Below are 17112 nucleotides of genomic sequence, written 5' to 3' on the forward strand. Positions count from 1 at the left end.
CCCGGTAGCTCGTCAGGCTCATAACCTGAAGGTCACAGGTTCAAATCCTGTCCCCGCAACCAAACGCTAAACGACAACGCCGCCCTCACGGGCGGCGTTGTCGTTTGTGCTGGATACCGAGAAATATACGGTCTTCTCAGTCGTCACACTGCGTTAGACACGCCGCGAGCTCGCGCGGGGCTGCAATTGATCGAGTGCGTCGGCATTGTCGCGACCCCAGCTATAGAGCAACTCAATCGGCTCTACGAAACGCTGCCCCAGATCGGTCAGACGGTATTCGACCATTGGTGGTAACGTGCTTTGCACGTGTCGGCTTAGCAAACCGCTGGCTTCGAGGTCGCGAACGGTCTGCGTCAGCATCTTCTTAGAAATCCCCGGCAGGCTGCGCTGCAACACTCCGGTGCGTGCCACGCCGCCGTGCCGCGCGTGGAGCGTGTGAAGCACCATGCTGGTCCACTTGGTCGCGAAAAGTTCCAGCACGCGCCGCGGCGCACAATCCTCGCGCCAATCCGCGTCGGGCGTTCCCGGTTGCATGTGGTTACCTCCTGGTGCCTGGGGACGTGAATGGTGCCGTCTAGAAGCACAGGCCATCGCTGCCTAGCTTTGTCCGAACACAGGAGATATGTATGGCGAAGACGGCATTGGTAGTGGGCGCGAGCGGGATCGTTGGCAGCGCCACGGCGCGCTTGCTAGTCGAACAAGGCTGGACCGTACACGGGCTGGCGAGACGCCCGGTGAACCAGGCGGGCGTGCAACCGGTCCCTGCGGATCTGCTTGATGCGGATGCAACAGCGACGGCGCTGCGCGATCTCGATCCGGATGCGGTGTTCATCACCACGTGGCTGCGGCAGGACAGCGAGGCGGAGAACATCCGCGTCAATTCGGCAATGGTGCGCAACCTGCTCGACGGTCTGCCCAAGCCAAAGGGGCCGCGCCACGTCGCGCTCGTCACGGGACTCAAGCACTATCTCGGGCCGTTCGAAGCGTATGGCAAGGGCGCGCTGCCGCAAACGCCGTTCCGCGAGGAGCAGGGGCGGCTCGACGTCGAGAACTTCTATTATGCGCAGGAGGACGAAGTGTTCGCCGCCGCCGCGCGCGACGGTTTCACCTGGGGCGTGCATCGCCCGCATACGGTGATCGGGCTAGCGGTTGGCAATGCGATGAACATGGGGACGACGCTCGCGGTCTATGCGACCCTGTGTCGGGAAACGGGGCGTCCGTTCACCTTCCCCGGATCGGCGGCGCAATGGTCCGGGCTGACCGACATGACCGACGCGGGGCAGCTCGCCCGGCAGTTGCTGTGGGCGACCGAAACCGAGGCGGCGCATGACGAGGCGTTCAACATCGTCAACGGCGACGTCTTCCGGTGGCAGTGGATGTGGGCGCGGATCGCCGACTGGTTCGGTATCGAGGCAGCGCCGTTCGACGGCACCGTGCGGCCGCTCGAACAGCAGATGGCGGACGATGCGGGCTTGTGGCGGGAGATCGCCGCGCGCGAGGGGCTGGTCGAGTCCGACCTCGATCGTCTCGCGTCGCCGTGGCACACCGATGCGGACCTTGGCCGACCGATCGAAGTGGTGACGGACATGGGCAAGAGCCGCCGCTTGGGCTTTACCGCCTATCAGCCGACCGACGACGCGTTCTTCGCGCTGTTCGAGCGGCTGCGCGCCGATCGTCTGATCCCGTAAGGCTGGGCCTGCCGTTCTCACCCCCGCGCGTGCCTACCGAAGATCCGGTCGCCGCGTGGGGGCATGGAAATCCGGCGGCTTGTCAGCGATCCAGCGCAGGAAACGCCCGATGTCCGGGCGCGTCTTCAGGACATCCAAATCCGCGAAATCCGCGGCGAGGTCGCGGTTCGACACACAGGCGTGGATGATCCGATGGCAAATCGGATGCACCGGCACGACCTCGGTACCGCCGCGGCTCTTGGGGATACGGTGATGCCATTCGACTTTTCGGCCCAGCGCGCGGTCGCAGAGCGCGCAGCGTTCGGGGTCAGTGGCGGCAATCGCTAAAGCTTCGGCCTGTTTCAGCCCGATCATCCGCTTTACACGTCCACCCATCGACCAAAGATGGTGACGCGGGATTGCACTGCCAAGCCATTACCCAACGTTTGAAATCAGCGTGTATGCCGGGACAGGAACGCCCACATCGCTTCGTTGTCGACGACCGACCAGCTGTGTTTGCCGCCGCGCTTTACGCGCGCGGCGACGGTCACATCGCCGTCGCAGCGGGCATAGCCCTGTTCATACACCTCGGCCCCGAGATTGCGCGCATACGGTTCGCTACAGTGGTTCAACGCCGCCCACCGCTGCAGGGCGACGGTTTGAGGATACTGCCAATAGGGTGCGCCGCCCCCGGTGATCGGGTTGGTCGTGTCGGCATCGCCCGAAAACGCCAGCACGGGTAGCGGCGTGGTGGGGCGGCAGCTCGCAGGATCGGCCCGCGAACGGTCTGCCGCGAGCGGGCGTCCGGCGCGCAAACCGACGACCGGGGCGATCGCGGCGAAGCGGCGTGGGACAACGCACCCGAGCAACGACGTCATCCGCCCTCCGCCCGACAATCCGGTTGCGTAGACACGTTTGACATCGACGCAGCCGGTCGCCGCCAGCCGGTCGATCAGTCCGGTGAGATAGGCCACATCATCGCGCGCGTCCTTGCCTGGCAGTGCGCCGGTGACGGTCGGCACACCGGGGATGTTCCATACATAGCCTTGCCCCGCGGTGATCCCGCCATTGGGAGAGACGATGACAAAACTATGCGCATCGGCAGTTGCGGCAAGACCGCTTTCGCGCAGCATCTCCGCGCCGGTGCCCGTGCTGCCATGCAGCAGAATGACGAGCGGCATGGGGCCGACTTTGCTGCCCAAGTGGATCACCCCACGCTCAGGCAGGGCATCGAGAGCATCGATGCGACACTGGGCGAAGGCGGCACTGGCACTGAAACAGGCACAGAGGGCGAGCACAAGGCGGAGCAAAAGCATGATGCAAGCTTATGCCGCCAGGATGCGTATGCCTAGCACCGGGGATGATCGCCGCACCGTAACGCCCTTCGCTTGTCGTCGCCGTAAGCTGGATCACGCGCTGATGCGGGGTTCGGCCTGTGAATGGTGTAGTTCCAACCCCGGTCGCCGTATGCCGGTCAGACGCTCACTACCGCGCCACCGGATGTCGTCACGCGGCGAAAGGCCTTGCTGAGCGCGTCGATCGAATAGGGTTTACGCAACAACTCGAACTCGCCGGCACCCTCCTTGGACAGGATCTCGCTATAACCGCTGGTCAGGATGATCGGCATTGCCGGGTCGTTCCGCCGGATCTCGTGCGCGAGCTCTATGCCGTTCATGCCGGGCATCATCACGTCCGAGAAAACGACATCGAACGCTTCGACCGGTTGCGCCAGGCGATCGAGCGCATCGCGGGCATTGCGCGCCAGCACGATTCGATGGCCAAGATCCCGCAACGCCGCGACCGCAAAGTCGCCGACTTCGGGGTTGTCCTCGACGACCAGAATACTCAGCGATGTAGCGGCCTCGCGCTGGATCGGTACCTCGGCAGCCTCCACTAGGGCCACGTCATGTTCGCGCGGCAGGAACAGCGTGAACGCCGCCCCCCGGCCCAGTTCGCTTGTCACCACCACCTCGCCGCCCGATTGCTTGGCGAACCCGAACACCTGCGAAAGCCCCAGGCCCGTTCCGTGCCCAACGCCCTTGGACGTATAGAAAGGCTCAAAAATTCGGTCGAGCAGATCGGGGGCGATCCCGGTACCGGTATCGGTGATCGCGATCGCGACCCAATCGCCGATCCGTTCCTCATGACCGCGGATCGCAGGAATACGGTCGCTAGGCTCCACCGTAATCGTCAGCCGGCCTTCCTGCTGCATCGCATCGCGTGCATTGACCGCCATGTTGACGATCGCGGTTTCGAACTGGCTGACATCGGCGTTGGTGAAGCACGGCACGGACGGCGAGTGCAGGTCGACCGCGATCAGCGCCCCCGCCAGCATTTCCATCATGTCGTTGAGCCCGCGGATCGTCGCGCCCACGTCGAAGATCTCGGGCGTCAGCGACGACCGCCGCGCGAACGCGAGCAACTGGCTGGTCAGGTTCGCCGCGCGGTCCGATGTCTCGGCGATCGCGTCGATATAGCGGTCGCGTCGGCTCTCGTTGAGTCCCGGTCGGCGCAGCAATTCGGTCGATCCGCGGATGACGGTCAGCAGATTGTTGAAGTCGTGCGCGATCCCCCCGGTCAGCTGACCAAGCGTTTCCATCTTCTGTGCCTGACGCAGCGCATCATGCGCGCGGGTCAATTCCTCGGTGCGCTCGGCGACGCGGCGTTCGAGCGTGCTGTTGACGTCCTGCACCGCCGCGAACAGCCGTGCATTGTCGATCGCGATGGCTGCCTGCGCCGCAATTCCGCTCAGCAGCCGCTCGTGCCGTTCGGTAAAGCGACCGGGGGCGGGATGCCCGAACAGCAACCCGCCAAGCACTTCGCCCGATCGCGAGACGACCGGTGCTGCAAGATAGCTGCGCACCGGAAGATGCCCAAGCGGCATCCCGTTGTGCGGCGCGTTGCGACCGTAGCGCGGGTCGGCGAGAATATCGTCCGAGCGGAACACCCCTTCGTTACGGAACGTCGGCCCGAACACCGCGGTCGACCGCGGACGACCCAGTTTCTCAAAGTCCCCGCGGGACGCGCCCGACAACGTGTAGAGATGCAGACGTTCGCCGGTCTCATCCATCAGGTTGTGGAAATAGGCACCGAAACGCGCGCCGGTCAGTTCGACCCCCGCATCCGTGACCATCTGTACCAGCGGTTCCTGGTCGAGTTCGGCCGCCAGCGCGGCACCTGTACGGTTGAGGGTTTCGAGCGTCTGCGTTTCCGCAATCAGGCTCTGTTCCATCGCTACGGCGGACGTCACTTCGATCACCGTGGCGAGCACGCCCGCGGGATGTCCGTCGGGAGCCATCACGGGGGCGTAGCTCAGGTCGAAGAAGACCTGCTCGGGCGCGTCGTTCCGAAACAGCGTGATTTCCTGCCGCGAAAAGGTCAGGGCGCGACCCGCCAGACATTGCTCCAGCACATTGCCGTTGAACGCGGCGGCTTCCGGCCATGCGTCCCTGACCCCCCGGCCCAGGATTGCGGGATGGCTGCGTCCCGCAATCAATGCGTATCGCGCGTTATACAACAGGATACCGTCTTCGCCCCACATCAACGCAAGCGGTAGCGGAGACTGCAGAAGGATCCCTGTAGCGACCTGGAGATGTGGGGGCCAGCTCTCCAGCGGGCCGAGCGGCGTCTCGGCCCAGTCATGCGCTGCGATCAACGCCGCCATGCGATCTCCACTATGGAGGAATCCCGGCACGCCGTGCATTCTTGAAGGCTCCGCATATGATTGAGGGTTGAATTGGGCTCCCTCAACCAACGACGCTCGGCGAAGATGCACTGCAACGACCTTTATCACTCGCCTCAAGCGAAAACCACCGTCGCAGTCCCACTACGGCACGATGCCGGTGCATTCCGTGGAGCTTCGCGCAGGTCAAGGATACGGCATTTTAACAGAAAATCGGCGATACGGCGGTATGCGAAAGGCAACATGGTCCGTCACGTCCGACCCCGCTCGGAAGCTCCTGCATATGACGATCGCAGGGTTCTTTACCCCCGATGACGTCGCTGGTTTCCAAAGCGCCGTTGCGAGCGAAATTGGCAGGTTGCGGCCATTCCTGCGCGGGGAGGCGCATGTCACGCTGTGCGACACACGCGGCGTCCAGATCCAGTCGCAGGAGGCGGTTGCAGCGTTTGCCGATATGCTCGCGCATCCGGCAGCGCGATCGCGTCGCCTGGCGTATGTCGTCGGTGCCACGCTCGCGCGGATGCAGATCAAGCGGCTGACCGCGCGCCACGACGCAGCGTATTTTCCCGATCCCGCCGCGGCAGAGGCGTGGTTGTTCCAGGCATAGCCAACGCCACGCCGACCCGACCCGCCTCCGCATAAATTCCGACGGGACCCTGCGACCGGGCACCGCCCCGCCGCTGCTATAATGGCAGCGAAGCTTTGCGGAGGGTCGAATGTCGGTCGAAGGGGTGGTGGTCGAATTGAGTGCACGGGCGGCAGCCGTGCTTGCCGAAGACATGGTCGTGATCAGTTTCGACAGCGACGGTGTGCTGATTGAAGCAAACGCAACGGCCAACGCCGTGCTCGCGCCGTTCGAGCGGCCGATCACCTTCGCCACGGTCTTCCCGCACCATGTCGACACCGCCGCGAGCGACGCCGAGGCCAAGGTGGCGGTTGCGATCGAAGGCGTGGTCGCCGACGAGCACGGGCGTCATCTCCATATCCAGGGTAGGATCGGCACGCTGTCCGAGGCGACGGGCAAGCGCGTCTTCATGGGGTTCGTCCGCGGGGACGACACGCCCGAGATCGCGTTGCTGCGGCATCGCTTCGACGCGATCAACGGGGCACTGGCGATCTGCCAATATTCGCCCGAAGGTATTCTGCTCGATGGCAATGCGCGCTTCTTTGCGCTGACCGGGCTTGCGCGCGATACGCTGGTCGGACGTCCCTTCGATGCGCTATGGACCGTCGAGGAACGCGGACAGCGTGATCCCGCGACCTATTGGAACCGGTTCGCGCGGGGTGAACCCGATACCGTCATTCGTCGCTATACCGCCGATGTCACGCATCCGGTGTGGGTCCGCGAAATCTTCGTGCCGACCTTCGATGAAGCCGGGCATCTGCTTTCAGTGCTGAGCTACGCCTATGACATCACCGCGGATCATCAGGTGGCGGTCGATAATCAGGGGCGGATGACCGCGATCAACCGCGCCTTCGCGTTGATCGAGTTCGATCTTTCCGGCCGCGTCGTCTCCGCCAACGACAATTTCCTGTCGCTAATGGGTTATACGATCGACGAGATCCTGGGGGAACATCACCGCATCTTCTGCGAGCGCGACTATGCGCAGAGCCCGGCGTACCGACAGTTCTGGCAAAAGCTCGGCAACGGGGAAATCGACCAGGGGGAATATAAGCGGATCTGCAAGGACGGCAGCGAAGTCTGGATCCAGGCGTCGTACAACCCGATCCTGGCGGCCGACGGTCATCCGATCGGCGTCGTAAAGGTCGCGACGGACGTGACCGAACAGCGGCTTGCGATGGTCGAGGCGGCGGGGCGGGCCGCGGCGATCGATCGCGCGCAGGCTGTCGTCGAATTCGACCTGTCGGGCAAGGTGATCGATGCCAACGCCAATTTCCTGGCGGTGATGGGGTATGACCGTGAGGCAGTGATCGGCCAGCCGCACCGGATGTTCTGCGATGCGGGCTACGCCGCATCCCCCGAATATGCCGATCTGTGGGCGCGTCTGCGGAACGGTGAATTCGTCAGCAACGTGTTCAAGCGCATTGCCATTGGCGGGCGCGAGGTGTGGATTCGGGCAACCTATAATCCGATCCTCGATATCGAGGGCAATCCGCGCAAGATCGTCAAGTTCGCTTATGACATCACCGACCAAAAGCGCCGGGACGTCGAATTCGAAGGCCGCGCGCGCGCGATCGACCGGGCACAGGGCATCATCGAATTCGCGATGGACGGGACGATCCTCGATGCCAACGCCAACTTCCTGGCGCTGACCGGCTATACCCTCGATGAGATCCGCGGGCGGCACCATCGGGTGTTCTGCGACACCGCCACCACCCAGTCGGAAGCCTATGCCAATTTCTGGGAAAAGCTCGGTCGCGGCGAATATGATGCCGGCGAATACAAGCGGTTGACCAAGACGGGCTCCGAAATCTGGATTCAGGCGACGTATAATCCGATCTTCGATCTCAACGGCAAGCCGATCAAGGTCGTCAAGTTCGCGGTCGACGTGACTCAGCAGAAGCTCGCCGCCAACGATCATCAGGCAAAGGTCGACGCGATCAATCGCGCGCAGGCGGTGATCGAATTCGATCTCGATGGAAACGTGCTCTGCGCCAACGAGAATTTCCTGCGGACCACGGGATATTCGCTGCGCGAGATCACCGGGCAGCATCATTCGATGTTCTGTTCGCCCGACTATATCCGCAGCCTCGAATATCGCGACTTCTGGCTCAAGCTTAACAAGGGCGAGGTTCATTCGGGGCGGTTCCACCGCATCGGCAAGTACGGCCGCGATGTGTGGATTCAGGCGACGTACAACCCGGTGTTCGATCTGCGCGGCAATCCGATCCGCGTCATCAAATATGCGACGGACGTGACCGATCAGGTCCAGCTCGAGCAGCAGATCGAGTCGTGTTCCAAGGGGATGACGGGGCATGTCGGCGCGCTGATGCAATCGATCAACGCGATCACCCAGGCGACCGAGACTGCAACCGAACTTGCCGGCCATACCCGCCACGATGCCGAGGTGGGGCATACCGCACTGATGGGTGCGATCGAAGCGATCGACCTGATTCAGAAATCGGCCTCTGGTATCGCGGAGATCGTGTCGGTGATTGGTGAGATCGCGGGGCAGACCAATCTGCTCGCTTTCAATGCCGAAATCGAAGCTGCACGCGCAGGAGACCATGGCGTGGGCTTCTCAGTCGTCGCCGGCGAGGTCCGCAAGCTTGCCGAACGCAGCTCGACCGCGGCGCGAGAGATCAACCGCCTCGTCGATGAATCGCTCGAGCGGATCCTCAAGGGCACCGAACGCTCCAAGGAAGCGACCAGCGCGTTCGCCGGAATCGTCGGTTCGGTCCACAAGACCGGCGACGCGATCGACGCGATCGCCAAATCGACCACCGTCCAGGACGATGCGTCCGCAAAGGTTGTCGATCTGATCCAGACGCTGTCGAAGGCGACCGAGCGTGCTGCATGAGGCCGATACGCTGGCGGACGCCCCTGAAGCGCTCGCGCTTGCGCAGCCCGAAGCGGCCGAACGGCGGACCGCGCCGGCTGGTCTGTACGGCGCGGTGGTCGTTCGTGCGCTGACCGTCGCGGTTCCGATTGCGGCGATCCGCGAGGTCGTCCCGCGCCCGGCGGCACTGTTGCCATTCCCCGGGACGCGCGCCGATATCGTCGGCGCGATCGACTTGCGCGGGGCGCTCGTGCCCGTGCTCGATCCGGCCGGTCTTTTCCGCACCGGCGACACTGCGGCCTGCCCCGTCATCCTGGTGTTACGTCATGCCGGTCGCGTGATCGGCATGATCATCGAATCGATCGTCGGCGTCCTGTCGCTCGACCCCGCGGACCTGACCTATCTGGATATCGGCGGGGACGGCGGTTCGCCGAAACTGCTCCAGGCGGCGTTCGTCCAGGGCGACATGCGCGGCATGGTGCTCGACGTCGAGGCGCTGGCCGCGCTGGAGGCGATCCCGTTCGCGGTGGAACGATCGCTGGTGGCAGCGCGGGAAGCGGGCGTCACGAGCGGCTTGCCGACGCTGCTGTTTACGGCGGGCGGCGTACGGCTCGGGCTGGCGGCACATGCCATTGAAGCGTCGGTACCCGAGCAACGCATCGTGCCCAGCCCGATCGAGGACGAATTGTGGCTCGGGTCGCTGATGCACAACGGGCACCGCGTTCCGGTGATCGATACCTTGCGTTTCCTGGGACTGGGGGCGGGGCGCCGCACCGAACGCGTTGCCGCGGTGATCGTGCGGTTGCCGTGCGGGCACCGGGTTGGGCTGCAGATCGACGCGGTCGACGACATGCTCCGGGTCCGGCCCGACGAGATCAAGCCGCTGCAACAGTTCATGGTCGGAAATTACGGCCTGTTCGCGGGGTTATACGGCGTGGCCGCGCCGACCTTGCTGCTCGATCCGCAAGCAGTGCGGGCGGACGTGCGCCTCGGCATGATCGGTCGGCTGTGTGGCCGGGACGACGTCCAGTCCGCGGCGACCGGCGAACGCCGCGCGACGCTCGAGGCGTTCCTGCTGGTGCGGCTCGGCCAGCAGCGCCTGGCGTTGCCGATGGAGCAGGTCGAGGAAATCATCGCAACCAAGCCGACCGGCAGCGGGCTGGTCGATCACCAGCAGGCGATCGCTGACTTCATCGTCCACCGCGGTCGTGCGGTGCCGTTGATCGACCTGAACCTGGCGCTCGGATTTTCAGACGAAGCGGCAATCGGAGCTTTCACCGTGCTGGCTTCGGCGGACGGCAATCAAGCGGGGTTCATGGTCGACGAACTGTGCGCGGTCGAGCGATCGGCGGTGCAACGGTTGCGCGATGCCGGGTCGGCCAAGGCCGTGGGCCGCGTCGCCGCGACGATCCGCACGCCGGAGGGGGCCTGTTCGATCGTCGACTTACGCAGTCTCGTCAGGAGCTTGTGCACGCCCCCACCGTCTTGATGATCCCCCTCATGATCTGGGGCCTGCGCGATCCGCACCGCTGGTGCAGCGCGTAGCGACGGGTGGCGCGCGGTCGAGCAGCGCACGGGTGACGCCATTGGTCCAGCCGAACCCGTCCTGCACCGGATATTCGCCGCCACCACCCGCGCCGCCGGTATCGACATCGTATTTCTCGACCAGCCGACCGGTGCAGGCGAACACCCCCGATACGGTCGCGACCCATCGTGCCGCGATCGTATCCGCCAGCGCACGCTGGTCGTAGCGATCCAGCCCCGCCACTGCGATCCACTGGAGCGGTGCCCAGCCGTTGGGTTCGTCCCATTGCTGCGGGGTCGCAACGGTCGTGGTCGCGATCCCACCGCGCCGAAGCAGGCGCGCGGTAACCGTTGTCGCCACGGCTTTCGCCTGATCGCGACTGGCCGTGCCGACGAACAACGGCATCAGCGTGGCGGCGGTCAGTTGCCCGGTGCGCCGCCCGGTGCGCCAGTCCAGGTCCTGATAGGCGCTCGCCGCGGGGTCCCACAGATGCGTTGCGATGGCGGCGGCGCGTGCCTTGGCCTGTCGGTCGAAATCCCGTGCGCAGACGGCGTCGCGCCGCCGCGCACAGCCCTGCGCGATCGCCTGTTCCAGCCCGAATAACAGGCTGTTGAGATCCACCGGGGCAAGCGCTGTCGTCCGGATCGTGGCGAAGGTCCTGCCGTCGGCGAACCAGCGCGAGCTGAAATCCCATCCGCTTTCGGCGGCGGCGCGGATGTCGCGGTATACCGTCCGCGGGGATCGCCCGGTCCTTGCCGCAAGCGCGACATCCTCAGCATAGGATTCCTCGCGCGGCGTATCGCGCGCATCCCAATAGCGATTGAGCACCGCACCGTCGGCAAGCCGTACGACATGCGCAGTTGCCGAACCGGGCCGGAGCGTCGCGGCGCCCTGCATCCAGAAACGGTGTTCGGTCCGCAAAGCGTCGAGATAGCGCGCATAGGCAGTCGGCTTGTCCTCGGACAGCAGCCCGACCATCAAATACAGGAACGGCGGTTGCGAGCGCGACAGATAATAGCTGCGGCTGCCGTTGGGGACATGGCCGTAGCGCCGCACCATGTCCGCGAAATTGTCGACCATCGCGGTCGCGTCGGCGGTGTGCCCATCGCGGACCAGCCCGAGCATCGTGAAATAGCTGTCCCAATAATAGATCTCGCGAAACCGTCCGCCCGGGACGACATAGCGGTGCGGTAACGCCAGCGCGGATGCATAAGGCGATGGTGCCAACGGCGGACGCATCAGCTGCGGCCACAGTGCCGCAATATGCTCGCGCACCGGCAGCGGCGGGATCGTCACGGTGGCGCGTGACTTGGGCAGCGCGAATTCCCGCAGCACGAAGCGACGCAGGGAAGCTGCGTCCAGGGGCCGTTCGCGGCGATAGGCGGCCATGATCGCGGCAGGGGCGCGGCGTGGTACCGCATCGGCGAAGGTCTTGCCATCGGGGAACAGTCGCAGCGTCTGAACCCGGACGAACAGCTCGCCGAACAAGTCTGCAGGGGAGGGCGTAGCAGCCGGGGGTGCCCGACTTTCCGCCGGTTGTGCCACCCGTGCGCTGGCCGCCAGCGACGTCGACACGCCTGCGAGCAGGAGGAGGATCGTGTAGACAAAGCGCCGCATGCAATTGATGTTATACGCGTTTTGCGACAGCATGAAGCCCGGACATGGGCGCGGGCGGTTGAACTGGCAGGTTCCGTCCGGCAGGGTCGCGGTCAGCGACGGAGCGGATTGATCATGGCGTCCCACGACGCGAACCCCGAACAGATCGATCCGCCGCGGCTGAGGCTTTCGACCGCCCGCGCGTCTTGGGTAGATGGCGACGGAACGTATGCGATCCAATGCGATGTCTGAAGACCTGCGGGCACTGTCCCGGCGGTTGCGTCCGGCATTGATCGCGTTCTTTACGCGGCGGCTGCGAGACCCTGCGCTGGCGGAGGATCTCACGCAGGATCTGTTCTGTCGCCTCGCCGCCAATCCCGCGCGGGATAGCGCCAATCCGGAAGCGTATGTCTTTCAGATCGCGGCGAATCTTGTCCGGGACCATTATCGTCGTGAGACCGTTCGTGGTCGCTATCGACGGATTGCCGAACTCGCGGATGACCGAGAGATCGATCGGATCGACGCGGAACGCACATTATCGGGTCGCGAAAACGTCGGTCGGGTTGCTGCCGTCCTCAATACCTTGCCAGAACGGACCCGAAATATCTTCATTCTCTACCGGCTCGAAGGCATGCAGCGCAAACCGATCGCGGACGCGTTCGGGATATCGGTCAGTGCAGTGGAAAAGCATATCGCCAGCGCGATGCGACTGTTGCTCAAGGAACTGGGTATGCCGCAATGACGCTCGACTGGAAGCGGGAGCGCTCGACCCTCGACGATGACGCGGTGCTGTGGTGCCTGCGCCTCAACGAAGGCCTGGCCAACGAACGCGAGCAGGAGGACCTGCGCGCGTGGCTTGCGGCCGATCCCGCGCGGCGGCACCGGCTCGATGCGATCACGGCCTTGTGGGACGGGATCGAGGACGATGCGCATGCCCCCGAGATGCTTTCGCTGCGGCATGCGGCGCTGACGGCGATGGAACAGGCGGGTCGGCGCGGCTGGACTTGGCCGCGTCGTATGCCCTGGGTCGGGATAGCGGTGGCGGCGATGCTGGTTCTCGCGATCAACGTGGTGTTCTTGCTGCGGGACCCGATGACCTATTACACGACCGGGATCGGCGAACGTCGGGTGGTGGCGCTGGCCGATGGGTCGACCCTGTCGCTGGATGCGGACAGTGCGGTGTCGGTTCGTTTCCATCGCAATCGCCGCGATCTGACGCTCGATCGGGGGCGCGCTGCCTTCAAGGTCGCCAAGGATCCGCTGCGGCCGTTCGCGGTGACCAGTGGCACGCACGTCGTGGTTGCGACCGGGACGGAATTCACGGTCGAGAAACTCGCGAACGAAGTGCGTGTCGCCTTGGTGGAGGGGCGGGTCGCGATCTTGCGGACGGTGCCGCACGGGCATGCGGTTCAGCTGGCGCACGTCGGCAAGACGACGGAGCCCGCCGAGCAGGCGCTTACACCGGGGCACGAACTGATCCTGACGAATGGGCGCGCGCTGGGGGCGTTGCGGGCGAGTGCCGCCGATGTCGGATGGGAAGCCGGGCAATTGTTCTTCGCTAACGAACCGCTCGGTGTCGCCGCGGAGCGGGTGAACCGCTACAGCGTCGGCAAGCGGATCGACGTCGCGTCGGACGTTACCGGCATTCGCGTGAGCGGAGTGTTCAACGCAGGCGACGTGGATGCTTTCGCGCGTGCCGTCGCGACCGTCTTTCCGGTCCGCGTCCGCAACGACGGGGAGCGCCTACTCCTCAGTGCCGCGAAAAAAATCGATGCCAGTGCCGGCCAAAATGGAACCAATTCGAGAAAAGTAAATTAAAATATAATACCTGCCTGAGCATTATGCCCAGTCCCGCGTCATACCTCTGTAACAAAACAAGAGGGGCGTATGGCGTACAAAGTCGGTTTGGCAGCACTGCTTGCACGGGGCAGCATCGCAGCGATCAGCGTCGCAGTGGCCCCTCCCGTACTTGCGCAGCAGGCGCTGGTGTCGGTCGATATTCCCCCGCAACCGCTAGGTCAGGCGATCCGCACGCTGGGCCGCGAAGCGCGTGTCCAAGTGGTGTTCGACGAGGGCCGGATCGGCAATCGCACCTCCCCGGCGGTCAGGGGGCAGATGACGCCTGGCATGGCGCTCGGCCGGATGCTGGCTGGGTCCGGGCTGACGGTCTCGACGACCGCGCAGGGCGTTTATGTGATCGGCGAACCCACCGCATCGATGATGCCCGCCAGCCTGCAGTCGACGCCAGCGCCGGTTGCCGCGCCCGAGGCGGCGCCTGCACCAGCGGCGGCTGCACCTGCCACCCCGCCGGTCGACATCGTCGTGACGGGGACCCGGATCGTTCGTCCGAACCTGAAAAGCGCGAGCCCGATCACGAGCGTCGATTCCAACGAGATCCGCCAGCAGGGCGCGATCAACGTCGAGGAAGTGCTCAACCGCCTACCGCAGGTGACGCCCGATTCACAGCAAGCCTATCAGAACAGCAACGGCAAGCAGCGGGTGAAACTGCGCGGGCTCGATTTCAACCGCACGCTGACGCTGATCGACGGCCAGCGGATTACCGATTCCGAAGCGGTCGACATCAACCTGATCCCCGTCTCGCTGATCAATCGCGTCGACGTGCTGACCGGTGGCGCATCGTCGGTCTATGGATCGGATGCGGTCGCGGGGGTGGTCAACTTCGTCCTCAAGAAAGACTTCGAAGGCCTGCGCTTATCGAGCAACTACAGCTTCTTCCAGCATGACAACCGCGCCAACGCCTCGACCCCGATCGCGGCGGCCAACGGGATCGCCACCCCCGCCGGGCTTGCCACCGATGGCGGGCGAGTGGATGTCAACGCAACCGCCGGGCACAATTTTCTCGACGGTCGGCTCAATCTCACGGGCTTCGTCGGCTATCGTCACGGCGACCCGATCTTCTTCCGCGACCGCGACACGTCGGGATGCCAGATCCAGCGCTCGGGGAGCGGCTATAACTGCCTGCTGACCGCGGCATCGCCCAACGGGACGATCACGCCGCTCAGCGGTACGAACGCTGGAAAGAACTTTTCCAACCCCACCGGGACCGAGGGCACGTTCGTCGATGCGGCAACCGTTCCTGGCTATAGCAACAGCGCGGACCGCGAAGCACAGCGCGGCTACGATCGCCTGAACCTCGGCGGGTTCGTCAATTTCAAGGTGTCCGACGCGGTCGAGCTCTACGCGAACGTGCTCTATTCACGCGATAAGTCGCAGAACAGCTTCTACGGCCCGTACGTCCAGAGCTCGAACGCTTATGGATCGGCACCCTATCAGGTCAATTGCGACAACCCGCTGATGTCGGCGCAGCAGGCGCAGATCGTGTGCGGGTCGGCGGCGGGGAGCGGGGCGCTGGCGCCGGTCAACGTGCAATATGGCTTCCCGGGCCTCGGCGGCAATCGCTCGTCGGACACGTTCGACAACCGCAACCTGCGCATCGCGGGCGGCGTCCGCGGGGAGATCGCGGAAGGGATCAAGTATGACGTGGGCGGCGTCTACGCCAAGAACCGCGCGCTGTGGATCACCGATGGCAAGCCATTGTTCAGCAAGATCAATCGTGCGCTCGACGTGGTGTCGGTCGGCGGCGTCGCGACGTGCCGGTCGGTCGTCAACGGCACCGATCCGAACTGCGTTCCGCTCAACATCTTCGCGGCTGGCACCGGCAGCGCGGAACTGCGCGACTATCTGTTCGATGAGCGGCGCGCGATCAGCGACAATCGGACCGAGTTCATCGATGCCACCGCGAACCTGACGGTCGACCTCACCCGGTTCGGCATCGCCTCGCCGCTTGCCAAGCAGGGCTTGGCGCTTGCTTTCGGGGGAGAATATCGCCGGACCAACCAGAACAACACGATCAACGACCGGTATATCGACGTCTATGGCGGGCAGAACTATCGCGGGAGCCAGGACGTCCGCGAGGCGAACGTCGAGGCGCAGTTGCCGCTGATCGAAAAGAAGCCGTTTTTCGAGCTGTTACAGGTCAACGCCGGCTACCGCGTGTCCAAGTACAACACCAACAGCCAGACCTTCCCAACCTGGAAGATCGAGGGCGTCTATTCGCCGGTGCGCGACATCACGCTGCGCGCCGGGCTCAATCGTGCGCAGCGCGCGCCGAGCATTTATGAGGGAAACCAGACGGTTGGGTTCACCAACTACAACGTCAACGATTTCTGCGCGCCGACGCTCAACGCGGACGGCACACAAGGCGCGCCGCGCGGCAGCATCCAGGCATGCCGTGCGAGCGGGCTGCCCGACAATCTGTACAACAGCGCAACCCTATTGTGCCCCGACCAGATGTGTCGCCAGCGGACCGGCGGGTTCGAATTGCAGCCGGAAGATGCACGAACGGTCACGGCGGGGGTCGTTTTGACGCCGAGTTTTGTCCCGCGGCTGTCGCTTTCGGTCGATTATTACCGCATTCGCGTCAACCAAGTGATCGGTTTCAACTACGCCAACTTCGCGGTCGATGGCTGCGTCGCCACCTCGGACCCCTATTATTGCTCGCGGATCGTACGCAATGCGGACGGCACGCTGTACGGCGCAGATACCAGTACCGCGACGGGGTATATCCAAGGTGGTACCACCAACCAATACCGCTTGACCGCCGAGGGGATCGACTTCTCGGGCCAGTATTCGGTGCCGATAGGGGCGATCAAGGGCAAGGTCGACATGCTGTTCACGGGATCGCTGACGACCCAGTCGGGCGGGCAGGATTCGGTGATCACCCCGGCGCGCAACTGCGTCGGCTATTTCGGGCCACGCTGCGGTCAGCCGGTCCCGGCATGGACGCATATCGCGCGGACGACCTATACCAGCGACGGCGGCACGTTCGGCGCGTCGGTGGCGTGGCGCTTCATCGGGGGTACCGAGACTACGCTCAACAGCACGGAGCCCGCGATCGGGTCGACTGCGGCGGACCGCGTGACGCAATATACGAGCATCCCGGATTACAATTACATCGATCTGGCGCTGACCTTCTCGATCAAGAAGCAGATGGTGCTGACGTTGTCGGCGAACAACATCTTCGACCGGATGTCGCCGGTGATCGCCAACAGCTACGCCTTCGCGCTGTCACGCGGCAACACGATCCCGGCGCGCTACGATTCGCTCGGGCGGCAGATCTCGATCGGGGTGACGACCAACTTCTGATCCAAGTCCGGCATT

12 protein-coding genes are annotated in these 17112 nt (G+C 64.4%); 7 read left to right on the plus strand and 5 right to left on the minus strand.

Going from position 1 to position 17112, the window contains the following annotated elements; translation table 11 throughout:
* Window positions 1-153: 153 nt before the first annotated feature.
* Window positions 154-534: a winged helix-turn-helix transcriptional regulator gene (locus tag AC3WJR_RS16350; protein WP_492726216.1), complete on the minus strand. Its 381-nt coding sequence runs from the start codon at window positions 532-534 to the stop codon at window positions 154-156.
* A 92-nt stretch (window positions 535-626) separates the two neighbouring features.
* Between AC3WJR_RS16350 and AC3WJR_RS16355 the strand changes: the two genes are divergently transcribed.
* Window positions 627-1688: an SDR family oxidoreductase gene (locus tag AC3WJR_RS16355; protein WP_492726218.1), complete on the plus strand. Its 1062-nt coding sequence runs from the start codon at window positions 627-629 to the stop codon at window positions 1686-1688.
* Between the two features lie 33 nt (window positions 1689-1721).
* On the opposite strand, the gene AC3WJR_RS16360 is transcribed toward AC3WJR_RS16355, so the two are convergent.
* The 3 genes from AC3WJR_RS16360 to AC3WJR_RS16370 form a co-directional block, all read right to left on the minus strand.
* Window positions 1722-2042, minus strand: coding sequence for an HNH endonuclease (locus tag AC3WJR_RS16360; protein ID WP_354283356.1), 321 nt, complete (start codon window positions 2040-2042; stop codon window positions 1722-1724).
* A 77-nt stretch (window positions 2043-2119) separates the two neighbouring features.
* Entirely contained in the window at window positions 2120-2848 is a 729-nt protein-coding gene (locus tag AC3WJR_RS16365; protein WP_492726220.1) for a CE1 family esterase, read from the minus strand.
* A 293-nt stretch (window positions 2849-3141) separates the two neighbouring features.
* A complete protein-coding gene (locus AC3WJR_RS16370; protein ID WP_492726222.1) occupies window positions 3142-5331 on the minus strand; it encodes an ATP-binding protein in 2190 nt (729 codons plus the stop codon).
* A gap of 301 nt (window positions 5332-5632) precedes the next feature.
* Here AC3WJR_RS16370 and AC3WJR_RS16375 point away from each other — a divergent pair, with 301 nt between their 5' ends.
* From AC3WJR_RS16375 to AC3WJR_RS16385, 3 genes are all read left to right on the plus strand, one after another.
* Window positions 5633-5956: an STAS/SEC14 domain-containing protein gene (locus AC3WJR_RS16375; RefSeq protein ID WP_492726224.1), complete on the plus strand. Its 324-nt coding sequence runs from the start codon at window positions 5633-5635 to the stop codon at window positions 5954-5956.
* 109 nt (window positions 5957-6065) lie between these two features.
* Window positions 6066-8831 (plus strand): methyl-accepting chemotaxis protein, encoded by a 2766-nt coding sequence (locus tag AC3WJR_RS16380; protein ID WP_492726226.1) that lies wholly within the window; start codon window positions 6066-6068, stop codon window positions 8829-8831.
* Window positions 8821-10299 carry a chemotaxis protein CheW gene (locus AC3WJR_RS16385; RefSeq protein ID WP_492726228.1) on the plus strand — a complete coding sequence of 493 codons (1479 nt, stop codon included), beginning with the start codon at window positions 8821-8823 and terminating at the stop codon, window positions 10297-10299. Before AC3WJR_RS16380 ends, AC3WJR_RS16385 begins: the two co-directional genes overlap by 11 nt.
* Before the next feature lie 9 nt (window positions 10300-10308).
* Here AC3WJR_RS16385 and treF read toward each other — a convergent pair whose 3' ends face one another.
* Entirely contained in the window at window positions 10309-12078 is a 1770-nt protein-coding gene (gene treF, locus AC3WJR_RS16390) for an alpha,alpha-trehalase TreF (RefSeq protein WP_492726230.1), read from the minus strand.
* Window positions 12079-12175: 97 nt separating this feature from the next.
* Here treF and AC3WJR_RS16395 point away from each other — a divergent pair, with 97 nt between their 5' ends.
* The 3 genes from AC3WJR_RS16395 to AC3WJR_RS16405 all read left to right on the plus strand — a co-directional run bounded on the left by AC3WJR_RS16395 (window position 12176) and on the right by AC3WJR_RS16405 (window position 17097).
* Entirely contained in the window at window positions 12176-12673 is a 498-nt protein-coding gene (locus tag AC3WJR_RS16395) for a sigma-70 family RNA polymerase sigma factor (protein ID WP_492726232.1), read from the plus strand.
* Entirely contained in the window at window positions 12670-13749 is a 1080-nt protein-coding gene (locus AC3WJR_RS16400; protein WP_492726234.1) for a FecR family protein, read from the plus strand. The genes AC3WJR_RS16395 and AC3WJR_RS16400 overlap by 4 nt, the downstream gene beginning before the upstream one ends.
* Window positions 13750-13818: 69 nt before the next feature.
* Window positions 13819-17097 carry a TonB-dependent receptor gene (locus tag AC3WJR_RS16405; RefSeq protein ID WP_492726236.1) on the plus strand — a complete coding sequence of 1093 codons (3279 nt, stop codon included), beginning with the start codon at window positions 13819-13821 and terminating at the stop codon, window positions 17095-17097.
* Window positions 17098-17112 lie beyond the last annotated feature (15 nt).

The sequence above is a fragment of the Sphingomonas sp. FW306-05-A genome (genome assembly GCF_058782275.1).